17 protein-coding genes are annotated in these 26,194 nt (G+C 72.2%); 6 read left to right on the top strand and 11 right to left on the bottom strand.

Features of this window, described 5'->3' with window-relative positions:
- Positions 1–5: 5 nt before the first annotated feature.
- Positions 6–914, bottom strand: coding sequence for a hypothetical protein (locus tag ACZ6YG_RS16415; RefSeq protein WP_466018460.1), 909 nt, complete (start codon positions 912–914; stop codon positions 6–8).
- A gap of 408 nt (positions 915–1,322) precedes the next feature.
- Between ACZ6YG_RS16415 and ACZ6YG_RS16410 the strand changes: the two genes are divergently transcribed.
- Positions 1,323–7,565 (top strand): amino acid adenylation domain-containing protein, encoded by a 6,243-nt coding sequence (locus ACZ6YG_RS16410; protein ID WP_466018459.1) that lies wholly within the window; start codon positions 1,323–1,325, stop codon positions 7,563–7,565.
- The gene (locus ACZ6YG_RS16405) at positions 7,556–10,633 is read left to right on the top strand and encodes a non-ribosomal peptide synthetase (protein ID WP_466018458.1); all 3,078 of its coding nucleotides are present in this window, start codon (positions 7,556–7,558) and stop codon (positions 10,631–10,633) included. Before ACZ6YG_RS16410 ends, ACZ6YG_RS16405 begins: the two co-directional genes overlap by 10 nt.
- An 88-nt stretch (positions 10,634–10,721) precedes the next feature.
- On the opposite strand, the gene ACZ6YG_RS16400 is transcribed toward ACZ6YG_RS16405, so the two are convergent.
- Positions 10,722–11,024 (bottom strand): hypothetical protein, encoded by a 303-nt coding sequence (locus ACZ6YG_RS16400; RefSeq protein WP_397199684.1) that lies wholly within the window; start codon positions 11,022–11,024, stop codon positions 10,722–10,724.
- Between the two features lie 258 nt (positions 11,025–11,282).
- Positions 11,283–11,762: a GbsR/MarR family transcriptional regulator gene (locus tag ACZ6YG_RS16395; RefSeq protein WP_397199685.1), complete on the bottom strand. Its 480-nt coding sequence runs from the start codon at positions 11,760–11,762 to the stop codon at positions 11,283–11,285.
- Between the two features lie 107 nt (positions 11,763–11,869).
- Here ACZ6YG_RS16395 and ACZ6YG_RS16390 point away from each other — a divergent pair, with 107 nt between their 5' ends.
- Positions 11,870–12,700 carry a class I SAM-dependent methyltransferase gene (locus ACZ6YG_RS16390; protein WP_466018457.1) on the top strand — a complete coding sequence of 277 codons (831 nt, stop codon included), beginning with the start codon at positions 11,870–11,872 and terminating at the stop codon, positions 12,698–12,700.
- A gap of 239 nt (positions 12,701–12,939) precedes the next feature.
- On the top strand, positions 12,940–13,479 hold the full coding sequence (locus ACZ6YG_RS16385) for a DUF305 domain-containing protein (RefSeq protein WP_466018456.1): 540 nt from the start codon (positions 12,940–12,942) through the stop codon (positions 13,477–13,479).
- Between the two features lie 114 nt (positions 13,480–13,593).
- Here ACZ6YG_RS16385 and ACZ6YG_RS16380 read toward each other — a convergent pair whose 3' ends face one another.
- Both ACZ6YG_RS16380 and ACZ6YG_RS16375 read right to left on the bottom strand, forming a co-directional pair.
- On the bottom strand, positions 13,594–14,193 hold the full coding sequence (locus ACZ6YG_RS16380) for a hypothetical protein (protein WP_397199687.1): 600 nt from the start codon (positions 14,191–14,193) through the stop codon (positions 13,594–13,596).
- Between the two features lie 157 nt (positions 14,194–14,350).
- Entirely contained in the window at positions 14,351–15,040 is a 690-nt protein-coding gene (locus ACZ6YG_RS16375) for a TetR/AcrR family transcriptional regulator (protein WP_466018455.1), read from the bottom strand.
- A 216-nt stretch (positions 15,041–15,256) separates the two neighbouring features.
- Between ACZ6YG_RS16375 and ACZ6YG_RS16370 the strand changes: the two genes are divergently transcribed.
- Together ACZ6YG_RS16370 and ACZ6YG_RS16365 are read left to right on the top strand one after the other, a co-directional pair.
- Complete coding sequence (locus ACZ6YG_RS16370; protein ID WP_466018454.1) at positions 15,257–15,829, top strand: SDR family NAD(P)-dependent oxidoreductase; 573 nt, start codon at positions 15,257–15,259, stop codon at positions 15,827–15,829.
- Entirely contained in the window at positions 15,826–16,776 is a 951-nt protein-coding gene (locus tag ACZ6YG_RS16365) for an alpha/beta fold hydrolase (protein ID WP_466018453.1), read from the top strand. Before ACZ6YG_RS16370 ends, ACZ6YG_RS16365 begins: the two co-directional genes overlap by 4 nt.
- A gap of 38 nt (positions 16,777–16,814) precedes the next feature.
- On the opposite strand, the gene ACZ6YG_RS16360 is transcribed toward ACZ6YG_RS16365, so the two are convergent.
- Genes ACZ6YG_RS16360 through ACZ6YG_RS16335 form a run of 6 tightly spaced genes read right to left on the bottom strand, consistent with a single transcriptional unit; the run spans position 16,815 to position 25,996 of the window.
- A complete protein-coding gene (locus ACZ6YG_RS16360) occupies positions 16,815–19,160 on the bottom strand; it encodes a transketolase-like TK C-terminal-containing protein (protein ID WP_466018452.1) in 2,346 nt (781 codons plus the stop codon).
- 46 nt (positions 19,161–19,206) lie between these two features.
- Complete coding sequence (locus tag ACZ6YG_RS16355; protein ID WP_466018451.1) at positions 19,207–20,094, bottom strand: HpcH/HpaI aldolase/citrate lyase family protein; 888 nt, start codon at positions 20,092–20,094, stop codon at positions 19,207–19,209.
- Positions 20,084–21,679, bottom strand: coding sequence for a hydantoinase B/oxoprolinase family protein (locus tag ACZ6YG_RS16350; RefSeq protein ID WP_466018450.1), 1,596 nt, complete (start codon positions 21,677–21,679; stop codon positions 20,084–20,086). The genes ACZ6YG_RS16355 and ACZ6YG_RS16350 overlap by 11 nt, the downstream gene beginning before the upstream one ends.
- Entirely contained in the window at positions 21,676–23,808 is a 2,133-nt protein-coding gene (locus ACZ6YG_RS16345) for a hydantoinase/oxoprolinase family protein (protein ID WP_466018449.1), read from the bottom strand. Before ACZ6YG_RS16345 ends, ACZ6YG_RS16350 begins: the two co-directional genes overlap by 4 nt.
- Positions 23,805–24,815, bottom strand: coding sequence for a 2-hydroxyacid dehydrogenase (locus ACZ6YG_RS16340; protein ID WP_466018448.1), 1,011 nt, complete (start codon positions 24,813–24,815; stop codon positions 23,805–23,807). Before ACZ6YG_RS16340 ends, ACZ6YG_RS16345 begins: the two co-directional genes overlap by 4 nt.
- Complete coding sequence (locus tag ACZ6YG_RS16335; protein ID WP_271279851.1) at positions 24,812–25,996, bottom strand: CaiB/BaiF CoA transferase family protein; 1,185 nt, start codon at positions 25,994–25,996, stop codon at positions 24,812–24,814. Before ACZ6YG_RS16335 ends, ACZ6YG_RS16340 begins: the two co-directional genes overlap by 4 nt.
- Between the last annotated feature and the right edge of the window lie 198 nt (positions 25,997–26,194).

Raw genomic sequence — 26,194 nt, 5'->3', positions numbered from 1 at the left:
GACGCTCACCCGGAACGACCGGGCTCGTCCCCGGAAGCGGAGACGCCACCCTGCCGGAGCAGTTCTCTCCATGCGGACAGCGCGGCCGCCTGGTCGCCACGGTCTGCCGCGGCACGCGCCCGGTGCGCCAGCGTGGCGGCGGCCTCGAACGATTCCGCCGCGCCCACCGCGTGGGTCGCGTCGCAGGCTTCGACGGTCCCTTCCCGCTCCGGGGTGGTCAGGTCGATCATCCGCAGCTGACGGCCCTGCGCGGCCGCACGGCCCAACTGGCCGGCGAGCGCGGACAGCAGCGCCGGGATGTCGTCGATCAGGTGGCCCACCGGAAGTCTGGTGTGCCAGCCGAGGTCGGCCTGCTCGACGATCTGGCTGATGCTCTCGGCGTCGAACGCGTGCGATCCTTCCAGCCACCTCAGCGCGAACAGCTCAAGGAAGTAGGACAGGGCGGGGATCGACCGCCGGTACTTGATCAGCTTGATGATGCGGATGGCCTCCCTGCAGGTGTAGTCGACGCCGCCGGGACTGGCGTCGAGTGTGCGCTCGTGCAGTGCCGGTGAGGTGCCCAGCCAGCGATCCTCCGTGGCCGGGAACGCCACCTCGACCAGGCCGGAGCTGGGCGCGGTCACCGGAGAGTCCCACAGGAAGTCGGCCTCGCAACCAGGGACCAGTTCCATGGACGGCTCAGCGGTGAGCGAAGGGAAGTGGACCGCGGGGAAGGCGCGTCTCAGCGGGCCGAAGCCGGACATCGGGCCCATGGCCTCCAGGCGGTCGGCGAACAGGTCGTAGGCTTTCCGCGGCCTGATGGGCCCTGGCGGCGGCCGGTCCGCCGCCATGGCCTCCAGGAGCTGTTCGATCGAGTACGGCAGGACCGTGTCGGCCGCGCCGTGACGGATCGGATCAGCGAAGACGGCGAGCATGTCGACGTCGCTGAAGCCCGCGACGCTGGTCGCGCAACTGGCCGAGCCGACAGGCGCCCACCTCGACGTGCCGAGAGCCTTCAGCTGACGCTGAGCCGCCGCGAGCAACCGCTCCCCGCATGGCCCTGGGCGGGGCGGATCGGACACGGCCTCATCGACGTCTCGGAGAAAGGCTCGCACGGCCATGCGGCTCCCGGCAGCACCCATGGCCGGGATTCTGCCAACCGGACGACGCGGCGGCGACCTTTCTGGCGTCGTACAGCTCATGGCGTCACCCGCTTGACCTCACCGGCGCGGTGTGAGCAAATCCCGTTAATGTGACGTTCACCACTGAAAGTGAGGCGGTCGTTGGCGACCTCGACGGAGCCGGCCTCAGGCGGAGCCCACCTCTCAGACACCAAGCGAGCTTTGCTGGAGCAACGCCTGCGCCGCAGGTCGAACGGCAAGCCGACCGCGATCCCACGCCGCCCCGCCGGCGCGGACATCCCCCTGACCCACGCCCAGGAGGGCCTGTGGTTCATGGAGCAGTTCGCCCCCGGCACGGCCGCCTACACCATCCCCCTCGTGGTGCGCCTGCGCGGGGACCTCGACGCCGCACGGCTGCGCCGAGCACTCGAAGCGGTCGTGGACCGGCACGAGATCCTGCGTACCCGATTCTGCGCCGACCCCGACGGCCGCCCTCGCGTCGAGGTGGCCGGCACCGGGCAGGTGGAGCTGCGCCGCGTGAGCGCCCCGGACGAGGCGGCGGCCCGTGAGCTTCTGAGCGCCGAGCTGGCCAGGCCCTTCGATCTCGCCGCAGAACCGCCCGTGCGCGCCCTGCTCGTGCGGCTGGCCGGCGACGACCACGTCCTGCTGGTGGCCCTGCACCACATCGCCGGTGACGGCTGGTCGCTGGAGATCCTGGCGGGGGAGCTCCGTGCTCTGTACGCGGGGGAGGAGCCGCCCGCGCTCGCCCTGCAGTACGGCGACTTCGCCGTGTGGCAGCGCGGCCGCCCGGCGGACGAGGCGGATCTGGCCTACTGGCGCGAGCGGCTGGCCGGAGTGCCGCCCATCGAGCTGCCCCTGGACGGCAGGCGCGGCGCGGTGGCCACCTTCGAGGGCGACTCCCACACCTTCAGGCTCGGCCCCGACGTGCTGGCCGCGGCCAGCAGGCTGGCCCGCGAGCACGACGCGACGCTCTTCATGGTCGTCCTCGCCGTCTACCAGGTGCTGCTCGCCCGCCACAGCGGCCGGTCCGACTTCGCGATCGGCACGCCGGTGGGCGGGCGCCCGCGCAGCGAGCTCGAACCGCTCATCGGCATGTTCGTCAACATGCTGGCCATGCGCGCCGACCTGGAGGGCGACCCCACCTTCGCCGAGCTGCTCGCCCGGGTCAGGCGGAGCACGCTGGACGCCTTCGCGCACCAGCGGCTGCCCTTCGAGCAGCTCGTCGGCGAACTCGGCCTGGCCCGGGACGTCTCGCGTACCGCGGTGTTCCAGGTGGCGCTGGCGCTGCGCAGCTACGAGGAGGACACCGCCGCCTGGCCGGGCCTCACGGCGGAGCCGTACCCGCTGACGGCCGGGGCCGCCCCCTTCGAGCTGGAGCTGTTCCTGACCGAGCGCGGCGGCGGGCTCGACGGGCTGTTCGTCTACAACCGGAACCTGCTGGCCAAGGCCACGGTCGAGGAGCTCGGCGCCCGGTTCGGGACGCTCCTGCGCGCCGCGCTCGCCGGGCCGGACCGGCGGGTGTCGGACCTGGAGCTGCTGACCGGGCCGGAGCGCGAGCGCGTGCTGGCCCTCTCGGCCGGGCCGAGCGTGCCGTACCCGGCGGACCGGACGCTGGGAGAGCTGTTCGAGGAGCAGGCCGCCCGCACGCCCGGTGCCGTCGCCCTGGAGTTCGGCGGGCGGCGGCTCACCTACGCCGAGCTGGAGCGGCGCTCCGGCGAGCTGGCCCGGCGATTACGCGACCTGGGTGCGCGGCCGGGCGTCAGGGTCGCGGTCGCCATGGAGCGCTCCCTCGACCTGGTCGTGAGTCTGCTGGCGGTGGTCCGGTCCGGCGCCGCGTACGTGCCGCTCGACCCCGACTATCCGCGCGAACGCCTGGACTTCATGCTGCGGGACGCGCGAGCCGCGATCCTGCTGCCCGAGGAGACCGTACTCCAGCGCGAGGACGTGCCGGACACGCCGCTGACCCCCGCCTGTCCCGCGTACATGATCTACACCTCCGGCTCGACCGGACGCCCGAAGGGCGTGCCGAACTCCCACGCCGCCATCGTCAACCGCCTGGACTGGATGCAGCGCCGCTTCGGCCTGACCGGCGCCGACGCGGTGATGCAGAAGACGCCCGCCGGGTTCGACGTGTCGGTCTGGGAGTTCTTCTGGCCCATCATCACCGGCGCCCGCCTGGTCGTCGCCGCGCCCGGCGGCCACCGCGACACCGCCTACCTGCGCGACCTGATCGTCTCCTCCGGCGTGACGACCATGCACTTCGTGCCGTCGATGCTCGCCGCCTTCCTGGAAGAAGAGGACGTCGAGCGCTGCGTGTCGCTGAAGAGGGTGGTCTGCAGCGGGGAGGAGCTGCCGGTCGCCGTCGCCGCCCGGTTCTTCGAACGGCTGCCGGAGGTGGAGCTGCACAACCTCTACGGGCCGACCGAGGCCGCCGTCGACGTGACGGCCTGGCGCTGCGTGCCGGGCGCGAGCCGGATCCCGATCGGCCATCCGGTGCAGAACACCCGCGTCCACGTCCTCGACGCGCGGCTGCGGCCGGTGCCGCCCGGCGTGACCGGCGAGCTGTACATCGGCGGCGTCCAGGTCGCCCTGGGCTACCACGACCGGCCCGGCCTGACCGCCGAACGTTTCCTGGCCGACCCGTACGGGCCCGCGGGTTCACGTCTTTACCGCACCGGCGACCTGGCGCGGACGCACCGCGACGGCGCCGTGGAGTTCCTCGGCCGGGCCGACGACCAGATCAAGATCCGCGGCCAGCGGGTCGAGCCGGGCGAGGTCGAGGCCGTGCTCCGCGAGCAACCGGGCGTGCGTGACGCGCTGGTCGTGGCGGACGCGGACGGCCTGGTGGCCTACGTCGTCACCGATGCCGAGGCGGCCGGGTTGCGCGCCCGGCTCAAGGAACTGCTGCCCGACCACATGGTCCCCACCGCCTACGTGCGGCTGGACGCCATGCCCCTCAGCCCCAACGGCAAGGTGGACCGGTCCGCGCTGCCCGCCCCCACCCGGTCGAGCGGCGACGGGGCCCTGCCGGTCACCCCCGCCGAGATCGCCGTCGCCGGCATCTGGAGCGAGCTGCTGGGCGTGCCCGGCATCCGGGCCGACGACGACTTCTTCGACCTCGGCGGGCACTCGCTGGTCGCCATCCAGGTGGTGGCCCGGATCCGCAAGCTGCTGGCCCCGGCAGAAGGCCGCTCGGTGGGCGTCATGGACCTGTTCCAGCACCCCACGGTGCGCGGCCTGGCCCAGCTCATCGAAGGGCCGGCCCCGGCCGAGGACAGGCCGCGCGCGCTGCTGCACCGCCTCACCCGCTCACGCGTCACCCCCGCGCTCACCCTCGTCTGCTTCCCGTACGGCGGCGGCAACGCCCTGGTCTACCAGCCGCTGGCCGACGCCCTGCCCGAGGAGTGCGCGCTGTACTCGATGGCCTTCCCCGGCCACGACCCCGGCCGCCCCGACGAGCCGGTGATGCCGCTGGAGGAGGTCATCGAGCAGGCCGTACGCGAGATCATCGACGGCATCGACGGCCCCATCGCCCTGTACGGTCACTGCGGCATCGGCGGCGCCGTCACCGCAGAGGTCGCCCGCCGGCTGGAGGCCCGGGGCCGCGAACCGGCCGCGGTCTACATCGGCGCGATCTTCCCGTTCGCCCGTCCGGAAGGGCGGATCGCCGGGCCGCTGGGCAGGCTGCTGCGCACCGACCGCCTGCGGGGCGACCGCTCGTACGAGAACCGCATGAAGGCCATGGGCAACGACATCTCCGGCCTGGACGAGGAGCAGGTCAAGTTCATGGTCCGCAACCAGCGGCGGGACACGCTGATCGCGGAGGAGGCCTTCACCCGCATGCTGGCGGAGCGGGCCGAGCCCTTGCGCGCCCCGGTCATCGCGGTCGTGGGGGAGCAGGATCCGGCCACCGACTACTACCGGGAGCGCTACCGGGAGTGGCACTTCCTGTCCGAGACCACGGCGCTGGTCGTCCTCGACGAGGCCGGCCACTACTACCTGAAGTACCGCGCCGACGACCTGGCCCAGGTCCTCACCAACACGCACATCGCCATGGAGTACGGCTCGGCCGCCGAGCTGAGCCGCCAGGCCCGCGGCCCGGCCGCCGGATGGTGGGTCGAGGAGACGTCGGCCCCGGACGGTCAGGAGGCTCCGCAGGCCAGGAAGCGGGCGCCCGAGCCCGGCATGCGCCGGTTCCTCGCCGTCTCGGCGTTCCAGCTCCTGTCCATGGTCGGCACCGCGGTGACCGACTTCGCCATCCCGATCTGGGTCTACACCACCACCGGCTCCCTGCTGAACTTCGCCCTGCTGGTCGCGCTCGCGATCATGCCGGGCGTGCTGGCCGCCCCGCTGATCGGCGCGCTCGTCGACCGGCACGGCAAGAGAGCCATGATGGCGCTGGGCAACTGCCTGGCAGGCGGCGTGCAGCTGGTGTTCGGCGTGCTGCTGTGGACCGGCGACCTGGCCACCTGGCACATCTATCCGCTGGTCACCCTGCTCTCGATCACGCTGGTCTTCCAGCGGCTCGCCTACACCGCGGCGCTGCCGCAACTGGTGCCGAAGCGGTATCTGGGGCACGCCGCCGGCGTGGTGCAACTGCTCGCGGGCACCTCCCAGTTCGTCGCCCCGCTGCTGGCCGTCGCGCTGCTGGCCGGGATCGGCCTCGGCGGCATCCTGGTGATCGACGTGATCAGCTTCGCCGTGGTGCTGGCCGCGCTGGCGCTCATCCGCTTCCCTGCCACGATGGCGCTGGAGCGGCGCGAGACGCTGGCCGCCGAGCTGGCCGGCGGGTTCCGCATGTCGCTGGGCAACCGCCACCTGCGGGCCGCGCTGCTCTACTTCGCGGTGCTGAACGTCATGCTGGCCGCGGTGCTGATGTCGATCTCGCCGCTGGTGCTGTCGTTCGCCGACCTGGACACCGCCGGCCGCATCTCGTTCGTCGGGGGCCTGGGCGCCACGTTCGGCGGCGTGATCGTCGCGCTGTGGGGCGGGCCGCGCCGCCGCCGGATGCGCGCCGTGCTGCTCGGCACGCTGCTGCTCAGCCTGTTCGCCGTCGTCACCGGGGTGTACGCCTCGCCGCTGACCGTGGGCCTGGGCGCTTTCGGGCTGTGGTGCAGCCTGTCCGTGGTCAACGGCGTCTTCATGACGATCATCCACGTGAAGGTGCCGCAGCGGTTCCACGGCCGGGTGATGGCGTTCAACCAGATGATCTCCTGGTCGACGCTGCCGGTCGGCATGGCCGTGGTCGCCCCGCTCGGGGAACGCCTGCTGGAGCCGCTGCTCCTGCCCGGCGGCGCGCTGGCCGACACCGTCGGCGTGGTGATCGGCGTGGGCCAGGGGCGCGGCATCGCGTTCATGTACGTCCTGCTGGGCCTGGGCATCGCCGTCCTGGCGCTGGTGGCCATGCGGATCCCGGTGCTGGCCGGGTTCGACGAGGCGGTGCCGGAGGCGGACCCGGACGACCTGGTCGGCGCGCGGGCGCTGCGGGACCGGGCGGGCAACGTCGTCAGCCTCGCCTGGAGTGCTCCCGCCTTCGCCAAGGCGCTCACCATGCCGCTCAGCGCGGCCAAGGCGGCTGAGCTGCTCGGGGAGCCGGTCGAGAAGGTGCTGCTGCGCACCGGCGGCGAGATCAGCGCCGTCTACGAGGTCAAGACCGGCGACCGTCAGCTGATCTTCAAGCTCTACCCGGGGTTGTTCACCGAACGCATGCGCAAGGAGCTGCACGTCTACGAACTGCTCGGCCGAACCGGCGCGGCCGCGCCCACCGTGGTCCGGGCCGACGACTCCAGGCGCGACCTGCCCCAGGCGTACCTGGTCATGACCAAGGTGGCGGGCCGGCCGCTGTCCCAGGTCTCCGCCGGCCTCGACCGGACGACCGTCGAGCGGCTCTACCGCGACATGGGCCGCCTGCTGCGCACTGTGCACGGCGTCACGGTGCCCGCCTTCGGCCCGCTCGACGGCGTACAGGAACCCACCAACGACGCCTACGTGGGCGGCCAGTTCGAGCTCAAGGCCGCCCACTTCGCCGAGTTCGGCGGCGACCCCGGCCTGCACGCGGCGCTGCTCGCCCGCCTGCGCGCCGACCGCCACCTGCTGGCCCGCCGCGCCACGCCGGTGCTGCTGCACCACGACTTCCACGAACGCAACGTCATGGTCGCCGAACGCGCCGGCCGGTGGGAGCTGACCGGCCTCATCGACGTCGAGAACGCGCTCGGCGGCGACCCGCTGATGGACCTGGCCCGCACCGACTACTTCGCCGTCCGCGACGACCCGCTCCGCCGCCGCGCCCTCTACGAGGGGTACGGCGACCTGCCCGCCGACTGGGCCGAGCGGCTGGCGTTCTACCGGCTCTACCACGCCCTCGACCAGTGGCACTGGCTGGCCACGATCGGCGAGGTCAGCGCGCTGGAGCCGATCACCCGGGAGATACGCGCATGCCTGTGACCGAAGACGCCTTCGCCGCCTCGTACGCGCAGGAACGCGTCTGGTTCCTCACCAGCCTGCTGCCTGACGTGCCGCTCTACAACATCGCCGGCGTCTCCCGGCTGGAACGGCTCGGCGAGGTCGAGCCCGGCCTGGTCGAGCGGGCACTGCGGATGCTGGCCGAACGGCACGAGCCGCTGCGGACCCGCCTGGAGCCGCGCGGCGAGGAGGTCGTGCAGCTGATCGCCCCCGAGGCGACGGTGCGGCTGGCCTGCACCGACCTGTCCGGCCGCCCCGAGCGGGTCCGTCCCGGTGACCTCGCCGCCCTGGCGGCGGCCGACGCCGCCGAGCTGTTCGCCCTCGACGACGCGCCCCTGTGGCGGGCCCGGCTGGTACGGCTCGGCGGCGGGCAGTGGCGGCTCGTGCTCGTCGCCCACCACGCCGTCTTCGACGCCTGGTCGATGCGGATCTTCACCGAGGACCTCGCCGAGGCGTACCACGCGCTGCGCGAGAACCGGGCGCCCCGGTACGCCGAACTGGCCGTGCAGTACGCCGACTACGCCGTCTGGCAGCGCGAGCAGGGCTTCGAGGCGTCCCTGGCCTACTGGCGCGAGCGCCTGGCCGGATCGGTGCCGCTGGAACTGCCCCCCGACCGGCCGCGGCCGGCCGAGCTCGGCTACGCGGGCGCCAACCACCCCTTCACCGTCCCCGCCGCGCTGACCGAGCGGGTGACCGCCCTGGCCAGAAGCACCGGCAGCACCTCCTTCATGGTGCTGCTCACCGCGTTCGCCGCCCTGCTCGCCCGCTGGAGCGGGCAGACCGACGTGGTGATCGGCTCGCCCGTCGCCGGACGCGACCAGCCCGAGCTCGGCCCCCTCATCGGCATGTTCGTCAACACCCTCCCGCTCCGCACCGACCTGAGCGGCGACCCGTCCTTCGCCGAGGCGCTGGAACGGGTGCGGACCACCGTCGTGGACGCCCTCGACCACCAGGACGTGCCCTTCGCCCGCATCGTCAGCGAGCTGAACCCGCCGCGCGACCCCTCCCGCACCCCGCTCTACCAGGTCGCCTTCAACCAGCTGCCGTACGACGTGCGCGGCCAGATCGGCACCGGCACCACCAAGACCGACCTGACCTTGGAGATCCAGAACGCCGAGGGCGATCTGAGCGGCTGGCTGGAGTACGCCACCGACCTGTACGACCCCGCCACGATCGCGCGGCTGGCCGAGGGGTTCCTCGCCCTGCTCGACGCCGCGACCGGCGACCCCGCCCTCCCGCTGTCGCGGCTGCCGCTGATGCCCGCCGGGAGGCGGGAGGAGACGGTGACCTCCTGGCACGGGCCGCGGCTGCCGTACCCCTCCATGCCGTTGCACGAGCTCGTGGCCGGGCACGCGGCCGCCACGCCGGGCGCGCCCGCCGTCGTCGTCCCGCACGAGGGCCGCACGCTCACCTACGGCGAGCTCGACGAGCGGGCCGCGGCGCTGGCCCGGGTGCTCGTCTCGCGCGGCGTCCGGGTGGAGTCGCCGGTGGCGGTCTGCCTTCCGCCCGGCGGTGACCTGGTGGTCGCGCTGCTCGCGGTGCTCAAGGCGGGCGCCTGCTACGTGCCGCTCGACCCGCGCTACCCCGCCGAACGGCTGCGCTTCATGCTGGCGGACTCGGGGGCCGCGCTCGCCCTGACCACGCCGGAGCTGGCCGGACGGTTGCTCGGCGTGCCCGCGCTCACCGACCTGGCGCAGAACCCGCCGGACGACCGGCCGCTGCCCCGGGTCTCGCCCGGCCATCTGGCGTACGTGATCTACACCTCCGGCTCCACCGGGGTGCCCAAAGGTGTCATGGTGCCGCACCGGGGGGTGGTCAACCTGGTCACGAGCCTGGCCTTCACCGCGGCCGAACGCATGCTCCTGCTCACCCCGATGTCCTTCGACATCGCCGCGCTCGAACTCTTCGGACCGCTGCTGTCGGGCGGCGCCGTGGTGGTGGCGCCGCCCGACAGCAAGCTGGGCGCGGTCCTGGCCGAGGCGGACGTGCGCACCGTGCAGGCTCCGCCGTCCGTGCTGGAGGAGATCGCCGAGGAGCTGCCGGTCGGCCTGCCCCGGGTGCTGAGCGGCGGCGAACCGCTCGGTCCCGCGTTCGCCCGGCGGCTGCGTGAGGTGGCCGGCGAGGTGCACAACATGTACGGCCCGACGGAGACCACCATCTGGTCGCTCACCCACCTGACGCGGCCGGGGGAGCAGACCGTCCCCATCGGCCGCCCGGTCGCCAACACCACCGCATACGTGCTGAGCGAGGTCCTGGAGCCGGTGCCGCCCGGCGTGGTGGGAGAGCTCTGGCTGGGCGGCGACGGGCTGGCCCGCGGCTACCACCGGCGGCCGTCCCTGACCGCCGAACGGTTCGTCCCCGACCCCTTCGGCCCGCCCGGCGCCCGCCTCTACCGGACCGGCGACCTGGTGCGGCGCCTGGCCGACGGCGCCGTGGAGTTCGTCGGCCGGGTGGACGACCAGGTGAAGGTGCGCGGCGTGCGCCTGGAGCTCGGCGAGGTCGAGGCCGCCCTGACCGCGCATCCTGGGGTCACCCGCGCCGTCGCCGCCGTCCGCGATGACGCGCCGGGCGGCCGCGCCCTGGTGGCGTACGTGGACGAGCACGCGCCCGTGGCCGAGCTGCGCGCCTACCTGCAGGACCGGCTGCCCTCCACCATGGTCCCCAGCCTCTACCTGGCAGTCGGCTCCTTCCCCAGGCTGCCCAACGGCAAGCTCGACCGCTCCGCCCTGCCCGCCCCCGTCCCCGCGCCCGCCGCCGAAGCCCTCCCGCCGCGGACGGCCGCGGAGGAGCTGGTGTACGAGATCTGGAGCGAGGTGCTGCACCGGGACGGGTTCGGCGTGGAGGAGGACTTCTTCGACCTGGGCGGGCACTCCATGCTCGGCACCCGGGTCGTCGCCAGGATCTGCTCGGAGGTGGAGATCGAGCTGCCGCTCAACATCCTCTTCCTGACCCGTACCGTCCGCGGGCTGGCGGCGGCGGTGGAGGAGCGGCTGGCGGCCGAGATCGACGCGTTGTCGGACGAGGAGGCCGCGGCCCTGATGGAGACCTGACGCCGGGGCCGTTCAGCGGGAGCGGCTCGGAGCGACGGCCACCCGGGCGTGGACCAGGCGTCCTGGCCCAGCCCGGGCGGCCTGAAGGTCAGCAGTTCCAGCTGTCGTGATAGACGCCGTAGACGTTCAGGTAGTAGCCGAGTTCTACCTTTTTCTGTGCCGGGACACAGAAATGCTGGTTGTGGGCGGAGATCCTGTAGGTGACCCAGATCTTTTCGCTCGTGTCCTTGCAGTTGCGGTAGTACTCCGTTCCGTTCTGGGTGAAGTGGCCGCACGGATCGTCCATGATGGCGGTCGCCCGCATGCCGGTCGGCTGCGCGGCGGCCGGCGCGGCGAGGGCGGCGAGACCGAGGGCGAGACCGCAGAAGGCCGTCTTCATCTGAGCACGCATGGTGATTCCTGTTCTCTGGAGGACCGAGGTCCCGGATGACCGTCGGTCGTGCTTGAGAACCAGCGAAGCCTTGTGGTGGAGGTGTCCAACAGGGCTGCGGACAGACGCGGACAGACACGTCCACTCGACGGCCAGGCGCGGACGCCGTGGCGCTGACCTGGACTGGAAGCCCTCATCCAGCCGCGAGCACGGCGAACCCCGCGCCGGCCGGGTCATGGGGCACTGAGGTTCGCCGCAGTGCGGGCTGTGCCGCCACGTTCAGTCGTCGGCGGGCTCGCCCGTCTGCCGCCGCCACTTGGCCATCGACCGCTCGATCTCCTCGCGCATGAACGCGAAGAACCGGCGGGTCTCGTCCAGCCGCTGCCCGGCCGTGGAGTCGAGGCCCAGGAGCGTGGCGCCCTGCTCGGCGCCGGTCTGCACCTGGACCAGCATCGGGACGGACTGACTGATGAAGTGGCTCCAGGTGTGCTCGTGGACGCGGCAGAAGTCGTGCCGGCTGCCGGGCTCGCGCCCACGCTCGACCAGCCGCACCCGCACCAGGTACTTGACCGCCCCGGAGATCGCCGAGGCGCCGACACCCAGCTGCTCGGCCAGCTCGGCCGCCGACAGCCTGCCGGAGTCGGTGACCAGCAGCGCGGCGTACACGCGTGCGGCCATCCGCGGCATGCCGGACTCGACCAGGATCTGCGCGAACCGTTCCCGGAAGTCCGCGATGGCGCCCTCGCCTGCTCGCGTCACCGCAGCAGCTCCTTCCTCCGTCGAGACGTTACCGTCGTCGTGTCGTCATATTTTAGTACATTTCAGAAACTTCACGAATTTTGTGGAACAAGAGTAGCGTTGTCGTCGTGACGGACACCGGACTCCTCGGAGTGCAGAAGACCCTCACTCCTGTTCTCAAGGCCAAGGCACTGGACAACCTGCTGCCGGCCCCGATCCTCGGCGACGCCTACGCCGAGCGGGTGATGCGCCGCCTCGACCCCGGCTACGACCGGCGCGGATTCGGCAGGAGCCAGACCGGCCTGGCCGCCGTGGTCCGCTCCCTCGCCCACGACGACTGGGCCCGGAGCTTCCTCTCCGATCATCCCGACACGGTGGTCCTGCACCTGGGCTGCGGCCTCGACGCCCGGGTCCACCGGATCGACCCGCCCGCCACCGTCGACTGGTACGACGTGGACTACCCCGCCGTCATCGAGCTGCGGCGGCGATTCCTGCCGCCACGCGACCACTGCACGCTCGTCGGCGCCGACGTCACCGACCTGACCTGGCTGGACCGCGTCCCGCGCGGCAGGCCGGTGCTGATGATCGCCGAGGGGCTGGTGCCGTACCTGACCGAGAAGGATGTCCACCGGCTGCTGACGGGCGTCGTCGACGCCTTCCCCACAGGGCAGATCCAGATCGACACGGTGCCGGTCTGGGCCTGGCGCACCTCGAAGTGGGACCCGACGCTGCGCAAGTACGACGCTCGGTTCCACTGCGGCTTCGACGTCCCCGCCGCGCTGGCCGCGTGGCACCCACGACTGGAGTACGTCGACGAGGCGCCGATGTACGACGCGCCGATCCTGAGGGCCAAGGCCCCCGCGCGCATCCGCTGTCTGTACCGCGTGATGAACCTGGTGCCGGGCATGAAACGGTCCACCCGCATCGTCCGCTTCCGCTTCCGGGAGACGCCGGCCTGACCCCGGCCCTGAACACCGGCGGAGCGCCATGGTCAGGGCGGTGACGTTACAGTGGGTGGAGGTGTCGAATCGGCGTTGGGGGACGCATGAAGCGACGCGCTGTGAGGACCGCTGCCGCCGCCGGGGCACTCCTGGCCGCCGTCACCACGGGTTTCGGGACCGCCGCTGCGGCCGTACCGACAGCGCCCCCGAGTCCTTCTCCTGCGGATCCGCGGCCGACGTGCCCGGGTCTGGGGCCGATGTACCCCATCACCAGCGAATACGACTACCTGGCGCAGATGGTGCCCCACCACGAGGAGGCCGTCACCGCCGCGCGGCAACTGCAGCGGTCCGAGCGGCCCGACATGCGGCGGCTCGGGCAGTCGATCGTCACGACGCAGACTGCCGAGATCGGCAGGATGAGAGGGTGGCTGGAGCAGTGGTACCCGCGGAGTCCGGCGCCGAGCCCCAGCGTGACCACGATGCCCGACCTGTCGGGGCTTTCGGGAGATCAGCTCGACAGGACGTTCCTGCAGTACATGATCCCGCACCACATGATGGCGATCATGATGTCGCAGCAGATGCTCATGCACGGTGAGGCGGAGCATGCCGAGGTAGCCGGCTTCGCCCGAACGGTACGCGACGACCAGTGGGCCGAGGTGCGCCTGATGCGGCGATACCTGGTCCAGTGGTTCGGACAGCAGGGCACGCCCTGCTTCCCGGAAGCGCCCGGCATGCCCGGGATGCCGTCAGGGCGGCATCCGGGAGCACCCGGCCAGCCGACGGCCGAGCCCTCATAGCTGCCCCGGATGAAGAACATCGGCGCGATCGAGCTGTACAGCCCCGAGGCCGCCCAGACCGCTTGGCGGGCAAGCTTCTCGAAGCGCCGGGAGGGGTGCTGTTCCGTTCCTGCGCTATTCCTCGGTTCGGAGGGTCGCTCGCGGTGGCTCCGTGAGCAGTGCGGCCGCCCAGAGAAATACCTTGGGATCGCCGAGGCCTGAGTCGGTGAGCCATTGAGCGGCCCGACGCGCGTCTTGCTCGTCCTGGATCAGCCCATTGAGGTCCGGCTGGATGCCGGTGGCTTGGTGAACGTCGGTGACGAGGTCCCCCATGCAGGTCCAGGTATGCCAGTTTCCGATGTCGAAGCCGACCAGTTCGAAACCCAGCCGCCGCTCGCCGGGGCCGGGGAACTGCTCATGCCGGATCAGTCGCTCCTGGAGGCTGCCGTCGCAGCCATCGTCGGCCATATCAGCCTGCAGCCCCCGAACATCGGCGGCAGCGAATCCGACTCCGAGCACGTGCAACCCCGAGTCTCCGGCCTGATTCCGAGCGATCTCAGCCTCCTGGGGACTGGCGAACCAGTGATCCCAACCACTGGAATCCACTGGCACCAAGTCCACCACGCAGTCGCTCAGCGACAGCAGACTAGGGCCAGGCAGGCCGGCCTCCTGCCAATCCTGCCGATCAGTGCGTGTAGCCACCCGATAGCCGGCAAGGACGTAATCCAGTTCCATGGCACTTCCCTCTCACTTGTCGCTGCATCACTCGGGGTGCGGCACACCAGTCGGCGTGTACGGCAGGCTGCAGTGCTGAGGCGCCCGACAAGCGATCTGGTTGATCGGCCCACGCCCAGGCCGCCAGGGTCGGGGCCATGGCGGGCGCGGTCCTGGTTCAGGGGGCCGCGCTCGCCTTTGCCGCTTCTTCCTGGCGGGCCAGCACCCCGGAGATGGTCACCTTCACCGTGCGGCGCATCACGTCGGTGAAGTCGAGGCGCATGGCGGCCAGCTCCGGGTCGGAGGCGTAGGCGGCCAGCATGGCCTCCGAGGGCCGGTCGCAGGGCCAGGCCGCGGCGGCCATCAGCAGGGTGACCTCCACCACCCGGGACGCGCCCTGATCGCCGAGTTCGGGCACATGCCGTAGCACCAGCCGGACCAGGGTCTGCATGGAGTGGTTGGCGGCGTGCTTGTGCCGGACGGCGACCTCGGTGGAGATGTTGTGCTCCAGCACGGCGGTCTGGGCGCTGAGCAGGTCGCACAGTACCGGCCGCCGCGTCAGTGAGGTGGCCAGGATCTCGGCCAGCCGGTCGCCGCGCTGCCGGGGTGTGCCCTCACCGGGCCGGTGGGAGTGTTCCAGGCCGGCGAGCCAGTCCTGGATCTCGGTGTCCAGCAGGTCGAGCAGGACGGCCTCGCGGGAGTCGAAATAGCGCAGCACGTTGGACTTGGCCAGGCCGATGCGGCGACTCAGCTCGTTGAGGCTGAGCTTGGCGACCGGCATCTCGGTGAGCATCGCGGCCGCGGTCCGCAAGATCTGGCGTCGTCGTTCGGTCCGCTGCTCCTCGGTGCGGGCGCGCTTGAAGTTCACGTTCCCATGATGCATACCGTCGGTCTCTTATTAAGAGCCCATCGGTCTGTTGTGTTTGGAGGGGTTGCAGACCAGCAGTTTTTTAGGGAGATCCGTCATGTACCAAGTACCTGACCAGAGCGGCAAGCTCGCCGTGGTGACCGGCGCGAACAGCGGCACCGGCCAGGCTGCCGCGACCAAGCTCGCCGCCTCCGGCGCACGGGGGTGATCCTGGCGGTGCGCACCGTCGCCAAGAGCGAGCAGGCGCGGGCGGAGATCCTCAGGGCCCATCCGGCGGCGCAGATGGAGGTACGGCGGATCGACCTGGCCGACCTGGCCTCGGTCCAGGAGTTCGCCGACGCGCTCATTGCCGGCGGGCGGCCGCTCGACATGCTGCTCAACAACGCCGGGGTGATGTTCCCGCCGGTGCGGCACGAGACCGCCGACGGGTTCGAGCTGCAGCTGGGCGGCAACTTCCTCGGCCCGTTCGCGCTGACCGTGCGGCTGCTGCCGCTGCCGCTGCAGGCGCCCGCCGCGCGTGTGGTGACCATGAGCAGCGGCATGGCCGCCCGCGGCACGATCGACTTCGACGGCCTGAACTGGCGGCGCGGTTATGACCCGGCCGGTGCGTACGGCCGGTCGAAGCTGGCGGACCTGCTGCTGAGCCGGCCGACGAAGAGGGCCCGGCGAGCGAGTGACTGTCTCGGCGTCGGCGAGTTGCCGACCCGGCAACGAATCTTGGGCCGCCGGAAGCCGCCGACCTATGGTCGACGCGATCACGAGGTCGCAGGTCGGGGGAGGGCGCGATGACGGTCCAGCACAGGATCCTGGAAGCGGGCGCGGTACGCATCCACACGGTGGAGCAGGGCAGCGGGCCGCTGGTGCTGCTGGTGCACGGGTTCCCCGAGTCCTGGTATTCGTGGCGGCGGCAGATGCCCGTCCTGGCACAGGCGGGCTACCGGGCCGTCGCACTTGACGTGCGGGGATACGGACGCTCGTCCAAGCCGCGGGACCCGGCCGCCTACCGGATGCTCGACCTGGTCCAGGACAACGTCGCGGTCGTGCGGGCGCTCGGCGAGACCTCGGCGGCGATCATCGGCCACGACTGGGGGGCGACGATCGCCGCGCACTCCGCGCTGGTCGCGCCCGAGGTGTTCCACGCGGTCGGCATCTTGAGCGTGCCCTACACGCCGCCGGGCGGACCCCGGCCGAGCGAGGTGTTCGCGCAGATGGGCGGGGAGGAGGAGTTCTACGTGTCCTACTTCCAGGAGCCCGGACGGGCCGAATCCGAGATCGAGCCCGACGTGCGCGGCTGGCTCGCCGGGTTCTACCGCGCTCTGTCCGGCGACACCATGGCCGGACCCGACCCGCACTTCGTCACCCGCGACGGTGGCACCCTGCGCGAGCGGTTCCCCGCCGGGGCCCTGCCGTCCTGGCTGTCGGAGGAGGAGCTCGGCTTCTACGCCGCGGAGTTCGAGCGGACCGGCCTGACCGGAGCGCTCAACCGCTACCGCAACATGGACCGCGACTGGGAAGACCTGGCCCCCTACGCCGGGGCCCCGATCAAGCAGCCGTCCCTGTTCATCGGCGGCAGGCGCGACGCCTCCACCATGTGGCTGTCCGACGCCGTCGACGCCTACCCCCGCACCCTCCCCGGCCTGACCGGCAGCCACCTTCTGGACTGCGGTCACTGGATCCAGCAGGAACGCCCCGACGACGTCAACCGCCTCCTCCTGGAATTCCTCGGCAGCCTCTGACACCGTGCCCGACCAGGCCCGGACGAGCCGGCCGTCCCTCAGGAGGTGCGGCGGAGCAGTCCCAGCGCGGCCTCCTCGATGGACGGCGCGTCGATCCGGTGGCTGCGGTAGACGTCCTCCAGTGAGCCGCCCTGTCCGAAGCTCGACACACCCAGGCAGGACACCGGGCTCCCGGTGAACGCGCCGAGAAAGGCGAGGGTGTGCGGGTGTCCGTCCAGCACGGTCACCAACGGCGAGCGGCGGGCGGCCGGGAAGATCTCCTCCAGGATCCACGTCCCGTCGCCGGACGGTCCCGCTGTCATGGCCCGCCACAACAGGTCGTAGGAGGTGATGACGACCACGTCGCAGGCGACGCCGGCCTCCTCCAGCCGCTCGGCCGCCTCGATCGCCTCCGGCACCAGAGCGCCGGCGGCGGCGAGGGTGACGTCGGGGACCCCGGGCATGGCCCGCAGGCGGTATCCGCCGTTCAGCACGGCACGCCGTCGCCGCTCCCGGCCGAAGGCGTCGTCAGGCACGGCGGCCAGTTCCTGGTCGATCGGCCGCGTGGTGAGGCGCAGGTAGGCCGACTCGCCGTCGGCCCGGCCGAGCCGGGACAGCGCGTGCAGCAGGCACCATTCGGCCTCAAGGGCGAAGGCCGGTTCGTAGGTGGTGACACCGGGCTGCTGCAGGCCGACCGTGGGGGTGACGACACTCTGGTGCGCGCCGCCCTCCGCGGCGAGCGTGACCCCCGACGGGGTGCCGACCAGGATGGACCGCCCGCCGGCGTACGTGCCGAACGACCACGGCTCCAGCGCCCGCCCCACGAACGGGTCGTAGATCGTGCCGATCGGGAGGAGCGGCTCGCCCACGGTCAGCCAGGTCGCGCCGAGTTCGCCGAGCAGGCCCATCAGGTTGACCTCGGCGATGCCCAGCTCGATGTGCTGGCTCCGCGGCGACTCACGCCACCGGATGAGGCGGTCGCCGTCCTCCGCGAACCAGTCGTGGCGTTCGCGGGGCGACCACACGCCGACGCGGTTGATCCAGCCGCCGGCGTTGGTGGAGCTCGCGACGTCGGGGGAGACGGTCACCACCCGCGCCGCGACGTCCGGCGCGTCCCGGGCGAGGTCGCCGAGGACGCGCCCCAGGGTCGCCTGCGTCGACTGACGTCCTCGGTAGCGCCGGCCGAGCTCGGTGGGCACCGGGGGCGGCTCGTTGCGCGGGGACTCCCCACGCCGCAGGCGGTCGGCGACCTGGGCGCAGAGCCGCTCGGCGGCGGAGCCCGCCTCAAAGGGACGCCACGGATCCTCCGGATCGGCGCCGATCCGCTCGGCGAGCTGCCTGTACTGGGCGTCGGACAGCAGCGCCGAATGGTTACCCGGGTGGCCCTCGATCGGCAGGTTCCAGCCCTTGATCGTGTACGCGAACACGACCGTGGGGCGGGAGGGGTCCGCCGTGGCGAAGGCCCGCGACAGCTCCACCATGTCGTGCCCGCCGAGGTCGCGGATCAGCGCCGCGAGCTCGGCGTCATCGCTGTCGCGCAGCACCCGTCGCAGCGCGCCGGCGTCGGGGCCGCCGCCGACGAGCCGTTCGCGCAGGTCCTGGGCCGGGGTGCGCAGGAGCCACTGGTACTCCTCGTTGCTCATCTCGTCGATGCGACGGCGCAGGGCCTGTCCGCCGGCCCGGGTGAACATGCGGTGCAGCTGACGGCCGTACTTCACCTCGACGACGTCCCAGCCGGCGGCGGCGAACATGCCGGACCACCGTCCGATGGCGATGTCCGGCACGACCCGGTCGAGCGACTGGCGGTTGAGGTCCACGACCCAGAGGACCTCCCCCAGCTGAGAGATCATGGGGTCGGCCACGCACTCCCAGATCGCGCCCTCGTCCAGCTCGGCGTCGCCGAGCAGCGAGATCTGGCGGCCACCGGCCTCGGTGCCGAGCCGGGCCGCGAGATAGCGCCGCGCGATCGCGCCCCAGACGGGTGCGGTCGCGCCGATGCCGACGCTGCCGGTGGAGTAGTCAGGGTGGTCCGGGTCCTTGGTGCGGGACGGGTACGGCTGGAGCCCGCCGTACTCGCGCAGACGGGTCAGGTAGCTGATGTCCAGGCGTCCCAGCAGGTAGTTGATCGCGTGCAGGACGGGTGACGCATGGGGCTTCACCGAGACCCGGTCCTCCGCCGTGAGCCCGTCGAACCACAGGGCGGTCATCAGGCTCACCATGGAAGCCGACGACGCCTGGTGGCCGCCGACCTTGATGCCGCTCGGGTTCGCCCTGACCCGGTTCGCGTGGTGCACCATGGAGGTGGCGAGCCAGAGCACCTTCTGCGCGACCTGGTCGAGGAGCACTTCGTCCGGGGCCGGGTCCTCGTCCATGGACGAGGCGCTGTATTCGGGAATGGCCGACACGGTTCTCTCCTGTGGCCCGACGGGCCGGGGGTAGTGGTGATCTCTGTCAAGCGTGGGGCGGCCGGCCGCCGATCGCAAGCACACGTCGTGCCCACTTCACCACGGCTTCGTCGATGAGCTGACCGTCCAGCAGTTGCGCCCCGGCCGCGCCGGAGGCGGACAGCGCCTCGACGACCGCCTCGGCCCGCCGCACCTGGTCGTCCGACGGCCGCAGCGCGGCGTGCACGGTCTCGATCTGCGCGGGGTGGATGCAGAACTTCCCGAGGTAGCCGACGGCCGCGGCCTGGTCGGACTCGGTACGCAGCCCGTCGAGGTCGCTCACCCAGGGGAACGCGGTGTCGACGGGCGGGGCGAGGCCCAGCGCCGTGGAGATCCACACGATCATCGACTTCGCCGCGAGCAGCGACGGGGAGCCGGGGAGCCAGGTGGCGCCGGTGTCGGCGGAGAAGTCGCCTGCCCCGAAAGCGAGCCGCACGACCCGCGCGGGCAGCCGCGGCAGGGTGGCGAGCCGCAGCAGTCCCGCCGCCGTCTCGACGATGCCGAGCACCGGGATCGAGCCCGGTGCCAGACCTCGGGCCTGTTCGGCCTCGCTGATCAGCCGGTCGGTGTCCGCCGCCGATTCGGGGTCGAGCTTGGGCACGACGAGGCCGCCGAGCCCGGCGCGGACGACGCTGTCGACGTCGGCGGCCAGCTCGCCGGTGCCGACGTCGTTCACCCGGACCAGGACGGGGACCGGCGCGGCGTGGGGCCGCTGGAGCAGGTCGGCGAGGTGGCCGCGGGCCCGCGGACGGTCGGCGGGCCGCACCGCGTCCTCGAGATCGACGATGACGGCGTCGGCCCCGGCGGCCAGGGCCTTGCCGAACCGGTCCGGACGGTCCCCGGGCACGAAGAGCAGCGACTGCGCCCGGCACAGCCGATCGCGGTCAGGCTCCATCGGAGGTCCTCTCCGCCGGGCCGAAGCCTCCGCCGCCGGGCGTCTCGATCAGCAGCACGTCGCCGGGCAGGGTCGTGATCCCGGTCTGCTGGGGGGCGAGCGGCCGTTCGTGGCCGTCCCTTATGAGGGTCCATCGGGACACCGCCCCGTCGGCGCCGCCGTCGGCGCCGGGCGGACCGCTGAGCGTGCGGTAGCCCCGCAGTGACAGCACGCCGTCGGCGAGGAACCGCACCCGGCGGACGAGCCCGTCGCCGCCGTCGTGGTGGCCCGGGCCACCGGAACCGCGGCGCAAGCGGACTTCCTCGATCAGGACGGGGTGGTCCTGTTCGAGGACCTCGTTGGGATAGCTCATCGCGTTGGTCACACAGTTGTCCACGACGCTCGCGCCATCCCGCCGGGAGGTCGCGCCCATCCCGCCGGTCGTCGAGTTGTCGATGAGGATGCCGTTCGCATGGGCCCACACGTACGGCATCGTCGTGCCGCCGCTGCTGCCGGCCGCCCGGACGCTGCTGTGGGCCTGTCCCATCGCGTCGAGCATGGCCTCGTTCACCAGGGCGGCGAGGGCCGCGCGGGCGCCGACCGGCGCCGGCAGTTCGGGGTTGGTGACCCGTCCCGGCAGGCAGGTGACGCGCACGCACCGCTCTATCCCGGCGTTCATGGGCAGCTCGTCGGACAGGAAGCAGCGCAGGGCGACCAGCGCGGCCGATCGGCTGTTGGACAGCACGACGTTGAACGGCAGGGCGATCTGCGGGTCGGAGCCGGACAGGTCGATCGCGAGTGTGCCGTCGCCGGCGACGCCGACCTCGGCGTGCACGCGTACGAGCTCGGGCGCGCTGCCCGGGTCGTGGTGCAGCTCAAGGGTGCGCGCGGCGGCGTAGGTCCCGGGGCGGAACTCCTTCAGCTCGGCGCGCACCAGGGCCTCGGAGTAGTCCAGATACTCCCGCCGCAGCCGGTCGAAGGTCGCGGTGCCGTAGCGGCGGACCAGCTGGGTCATCCGCTCGACGCCGACGAGGGTGCCCGCGATCTGTGCGTCGAGGTCGCCCCGCATGCTGCCGGGGAGCCGGCTGTTGGCCAGCAGGACGCTCATGAGCTCCTCGTTGACCTGGCCCGCCCGTACGAGTCGTACGGGAGGACAGCGCATGCCCTCGGCGAACATCTCGGTCGCGTCGGCGGGCATGCTGCCCGGCGTCTTGCCGCCGACGTCGGCGTGGTGCATGAGGGTGGAGACGTAGCCGGCCAGGTATCCGTCCACGAGGACGGGGGCCACGGTGAGGTAGTCGTTGAGATGCGGCGAGCCGGTGGCCGGGTCGTTGGTGACGAGGACGTCGCCGGGCCCGAGGTCGGCGGCGAAGGGCGCCAGCTCGCGGGCCACGGTCGACAGCACTCCGAGCTGCAGCGGGATCCCGTCGGCGAGGGCGAGGTATTCGCCGTCGGGGGAGATCAGCCCGGCCGAGCAGTCGAACATCTCCTTGATGATGGGGGAGTAGGCGGCCCTGATCATGGACACCTGGAGCTCGTTGGCCAGGCCGTGCAGCGCGTTGCCGAAAACCTGAAGGGTGACGGCGGACTTCGCCGAGCCGGTCATCTGGTCTCCTCCTTGTCCGGGCCGTCGGCGGACGGCAGCCTCATCTCCAGCAGCGAGCCGTCGCCGACGGCCCGGACGCGCGCGCCCGGCGGGACGACGATGGTGGTGTCCACCTGGATCACGAGCGCCGGACCCGTCAGTCCGGCCGCGTCGACGTCGGCGCGCTGGACCACGGGCACGCGGTGGGCCACTCCGTCGAAGATCACCGTACGTTCCGTCGGGGTCGGCACGGCCGCCCACCGCGGGGTGGTCTCGACGGTGCCCGACGGCGCGGTGGCGGTGACGCGGACGGTCGTGACCTCGACTTCCCGCGACGGGGTCTCGTGGTGGTAGGCGGCCCGATGGGCGGCGCCGAAGCGCGCGAGAAGGTCGTCGGTGGCCGGCAGCACGGTGCCGTCGAGGTCGACGGGGATCGTGTAGGTCTGCCCGGCGTAGCGCATGTCGAGCTGCGCCGTGAGTGAGCTCAGCTCACGGCCCGGCGCCTGTTCGCGTGCCTGTCCGGCCGCCTCGGACGTCAGGCGGGCCAGGTGGGCCGCGAGCAGGTCGCGGTCCGCCTCGTTCACCGGCCGCGCGCGGACCCCGACGGCCAGGTCGACGCGTACCTCCGACTGGAGCAGCCCGAGAGCCGACGCGACCCCGGGGAAGGCGGGGAACAGCAGCGTGCTCGTCCCCAGTTCGCGGGCGATCGCCCACGCGTGCACCGGGCCCGCTCCGCCGCTGGGGATCAGGGTCAGCTCGCGCGGATCGACCCCCTTGGCGAGCGAGACGAGCCGGACGGCCCCGGCCATCTGCGCGACCGCCAGCTCGAACACGCCGGAGGCGGCGTGGACCACCGATCGGGCGGCGCCGGCGGTGACGAGCGTGCTCAGCGCCGCCTCCGCGAGGTCACGCCGGAGCACGCCGAGACCGCCGGCCTCCTCGGCAGGGGCCGAGTCGAGGTAGCCGAGCACGAGGTCGGCGTCGGTGACGGTGGGCAGGTCGCCGCCGCGTCCGTAGCAGGCGGGTCCCGGTGTGGACGACGCGCTGCGCGGCCCGACCCGCAGGGCGCCGGTCGCGTCGAGCCACGCGATGCTGCCGCCGCCGGTCCCGATCTCGGCGAGGTCGATGACCGGGGAGCGCAGCGGATGCCCGGTGCCCTTGCGCAGGAAGTCGCCCGAGTGCGCCGCCCCGCCGATCTCGTAGTCATGGTTGATCCGGGGGGTGCCGTCCATGATCAGGGCGGCCTTCGTCGTCGTTCCGCCCATGTCGAACCCGACGGCGGTCCGCACGCCGGCGCGGCGCGCCGCCCACGCCGCGGCGATGACTCCGGCCGCGGGACCGGACTCCACCAGTTCCTCCGGGTGGGTGATGGCGTGGTCGGCGGTGGCCAGCCCGCCGCTGGACTTCATGACCCACAACTGGTCGACGGGAGGTTCGTCGCGGAGGCGGTCCGCCAGCCGGCGCAGGTAGTGCCGCACCACCGGCCCGAGGTAGGCGGCGATCACCGCCGTGCTGATCCGCTCGTACTCGCGGGCCTCGGGGATGATCTCCGCCGAGGTCACCACCGGAAGGCCGGGGGCGATCCTGGCGACGGCCGCGGCGGCGCGGCGCTCGTGGGCGGGATCGAGATAGGAGTGCAGGAAGCCGACCACCACCGCCTCGGCCCCGGCGTCCGCCATGCGGCGGGCCGCCTCCTCCACCTGAGCCTCGTCCAGCGGTGTGACCACCTTGCCCGCCGCGTCGATCCGCTCGTCGATCTCGGCGACGAGATCGACGTCCACCAGCAGCGTCGGCTTGCGATGGTCGAGAGTGTAGGGGTCCGCGCGCCGGAGCCTGCCGATCTGGAGCAGATCGGCGAAACCCTTCGTGATCAGCATGCCGACCTTGGCGCCGCGGCGTTCGAGCACCGCGTTGGTGGCCACCGTGGTCGCGTGGATGACCGTGCCGACCCTGGCGTCCGGGCCGCCGAGCGAGCGGCGGGCCAGGTCCACGCCGTCCCGGACCGGCCGGCTGAGATCGTCGTAGTCGGTGGGGAACTTGCCGACGAGCATGCGCTCCCCGCGGACCGCGACGATGTCGGTGAACGTGCCGCCGATGTCCGCGGCTACGACGATCTCGTGCTCGGTCGTGGGATCGGTGCTGTTCGTCACTTGGCGGGCCTCCTGTCCACCGTTCGATCGAAGCCTGGCGGCACTGTCTCGTCCGCCGGCGAGAGCCCGTCGAGCACACGCAGGCCGCTTTCGACGGCGCTGCGCATCATGTCGTCGCGCGTCGAGGTCGTCGCGCTGCCGACGTGCGGGAGGGCGACGACCCGGGGGTGCCGGACCAGCGGATGCCGCGGGTCCACGGGTTCGCGTCCGAAGACGTCCAGGCCCGCCCCGGCCAGCCGCCCGCCGTCGAGGGCGGCGAGGAGCGCGTCCTCGTCGACGACACCGCCACGCGAGGTGTTGATCAGCAGCGCGCCCCGCGGCATCAGGCCGAGCTCACGCTTGCCGACGAGGCCGGCCGTCTCGTCCGTCAGCGGAACGTGCACGCTCAGCACGTCGGACGTGGCCAGCAACGTGTCGAGGGGGACCTGCTCCAGCCAGGGCGGGAGATCCTCGCGCGGGGAGCGGGCGGTGAACCTGACCCGCATGCCGAGGGCATGGCCGTAGCCGGCGACCAGCCCGCCGATGGCGCCCAGTCCGAGGACGCCGAGCGACCGGCCGGCGAGCAGACCGCCCGTCCACTGGTAGGGCATCCACGAGTTCCAGGACCCGGCGCGCAGGTCGTGCCACGCCTCGATCAACCGGCGGGCGGTGACCAGCGTCAGGGCCAGGGTGAGCTCCGCGGTGGCGACCGCGGTGATCGCCGGGGGCACACGCCGTACCTGCAGGCCCCGGCGGGACGCGGCGCCGAGGTCGATGTGGTCGGTGCCGGTCGAGATGGTGCCGAGCACGCGCAGCGGCCCGTCCGCCGGCGCCTGGGCGATGAGGTCGGCGTCGACCCGCTCGGAGATCGTGACGATCACCGCGTCGGAGGTGCGGACCGCTCGTACCAGGTCCGTCCGGGGCACGGGCAGTTCCCCGTCGTAGGTCTCCACGGTCACGCCCCGGGCGCGCAGAGAGTCGGCGAGGTGGTCGGGGAGGGGGCGGGTGACGAAGATCCGGCGTGTCATCTCCACAGGCCGCCGGTCCACTGGTCGTCGTCGGAGCCCAGCGGGCGGCCGAGGAACCGTACCTGGCCGGGCGTGTCGCTCAGCCGGGGCACGGGCGCCTGCACCAGTGCCTCGCCGAGTTCGTCGTCGGAGACCCGGATCAGCGATCCCCGCGCCACGACGTGCTCGTTGCCGACGATGTCCGCGACCGAGTTCACCGGCGCGACCGGCACCCCGCCCGCGTTGAGGTCCGCGATGGCCTCGTCGCGGGTACGGAGCGCGGCCCACGCCGAGATCACCTGGTCGAGTTCGTCCTGGTGCGCCGTCCGTACGGTGTTGGTGGCGAAGCGGGGATCGTCGAGCAGTTCGGGGCGGCCGATGGTGGTGAGCAGCCGGGTGGCGGTGTTCTGGTTGCTCGCCGAGATCGCGAACCAGCCGCCGTCCTTGCCCTGGTAGGCGTTGCGCGGGGCGCTGAAGGGCGTGCGGTTGCCCATCCGGTCCTGGACGATGCCCTGCTGGTCGTAGTCGATGACCAGCGAGCCGAGGGCGGCGAGCATGGGCTCGTAGAGGGCGAGATCGATCACCTGCCCGCGGCCGCTCCGGTCCCGTTCCCGCAGGGCGCACAGGATGCCGAACGCGCCGATCATGCCGGCCATGGAGTCGGCGAGGCCGAACGGCGGCAGGGTGGGGGGCCGGTCCGGCCAGCCGTTGATGTGGGCGAATCCGCTGAACGCCTCGACGAGGGTGCCGAACCCGGGACGGTCGGCGTACGGCCCGTCCTGGCCCCATCCTGAGACCCGCAGCACCACCAGTCGTTCGTTGGCGGCCCGCAGTCCGTCGGGCGACAGGCCCCAGCGCTCCAGCGTGCCCGGCCTGAAGTTCTCGATGAGGACGTCGGCGTCGGCGAGGAGGTGCCTGAGCCGCTCACGGCCGGCTTCTTCGTGCAGGTCGAGGGTCACCGTGCGCTTGTTCCGCGCCAGGACCTTCCAGTACAGGGCGACGTCGCCCTTCCTGTGCCCCCACTGCCGGATGCCGTCGCCGACCTCCGGCATCTCCACCTTCACCACGTCGGCGCCGTGATCGGCGAGCAGCATCCCGGAGAACGGCGCCGCCAGCATCGTGGCGACCTCCACGACCCGCAACCCCTCAAGGCTGCCGCTGCTCGGCCGGCCCCCTTCGTCGGCCGGGGTATCGACGCTCATCTCGCCCTACTTTCGCTATGTGAAATGTCGATTCAAAATGAGTGAGTAAAGAATGAGGGGCCGGCTCAGAGCACGTCAAGGGTGTAGCCGACAGCAATCGCCCGATGCCCGAACGTGGTCCTCCTGACCGCCGACTTCGCAGATCAGCGTCGGGACCTGCAAGGAAAGGTTTTCCCGGTCTTCCTCTTGACAGTAGGA

It is taken from the genome of Nonomuraea sp. NPDC054003, from assembly GCF_055585125.1.
The sequence above is the reverse complement of the archived record's forward strand: the minus strand, read 5'-3'. Positions and strand labels throughout refer to the sequence as shown.

Bases quoted from the DNA above. Each gene is read 5' to 3' on its own strand.
- ACZ6YG_RS16415 (WP_466018460.1), bottom strand. From the start codon at position 914: ATGCTCGCCGTCTTCGCTGATCCGATCCGTCACGGCGCGGCCGACACG.
- ACZ6YG_RS16405 (WP_466018458.1), top strand. From the start codon at position 7,556: ATGCCTGTGACCGAAGACGCCTTCGCCGCCTCGTACGCGCAGGAACGC.
- ACZ6YG_RS16400 (WP_397199684.1), bottom strand. From the start codon at position 11,024: ATGCGTGCTCAGATGAAGACGGCCTTCTGCGGTCTCGCCCTCGGTCTC.
- ACZ6YG_RS16385 (WP_466018456.1), top strand. From the start codon at position 12,940: ATGTACCCCATCACCAGCGAATACGACTACCTGGCGCAGATGGTGCCC.
- ACZ6YG_RS16380 (WP_397199687.1), bottom strand. From the start codon at position 14,193: ATGGAACTGGATTACGTCCTTGCCGGCTATCGGGTGGCTACACGCACT.
- ACZ6YG_RS16365 (WP_466018453.1), top strand. From the start codon at position 15,826: ATGACGGTCCAGCACAGGATCCTGGAAGCGGGCGCGGTACGCATCCAC.
- ACZ6YG_RS16355 (WP_466018451.1), bottom strand. From the start codon at position 20,094: ATGGAGCCTGACCGCGATCGGCTGTGCCGGGCGCAGTCGCTGCTCTTC.
- ACZ6YG_RS16350 (WP_466018450.1), bottom strand. From the start codon at position 21,679: ATGACCGGCTCGGCGAAGTCCGCCGTCACCCTTCAGGTTTTCGGCAAC.
- ACZ6YG_RS16340 (WP_466018448.1), bottom strand. From the start codon at position 24,815: ATGACACGCCGGATCTTCGTCACCCGCCCCCTCCCCGACCACCTCGCC.
- ACZ6YG_RS16335 (WP_271279851.1), bottom strand. From the start codon at position 25,996: ATGAGCGTCGATACCCCGGCCGACGAAGGGGGCCGGCCGAGCAGCGGC.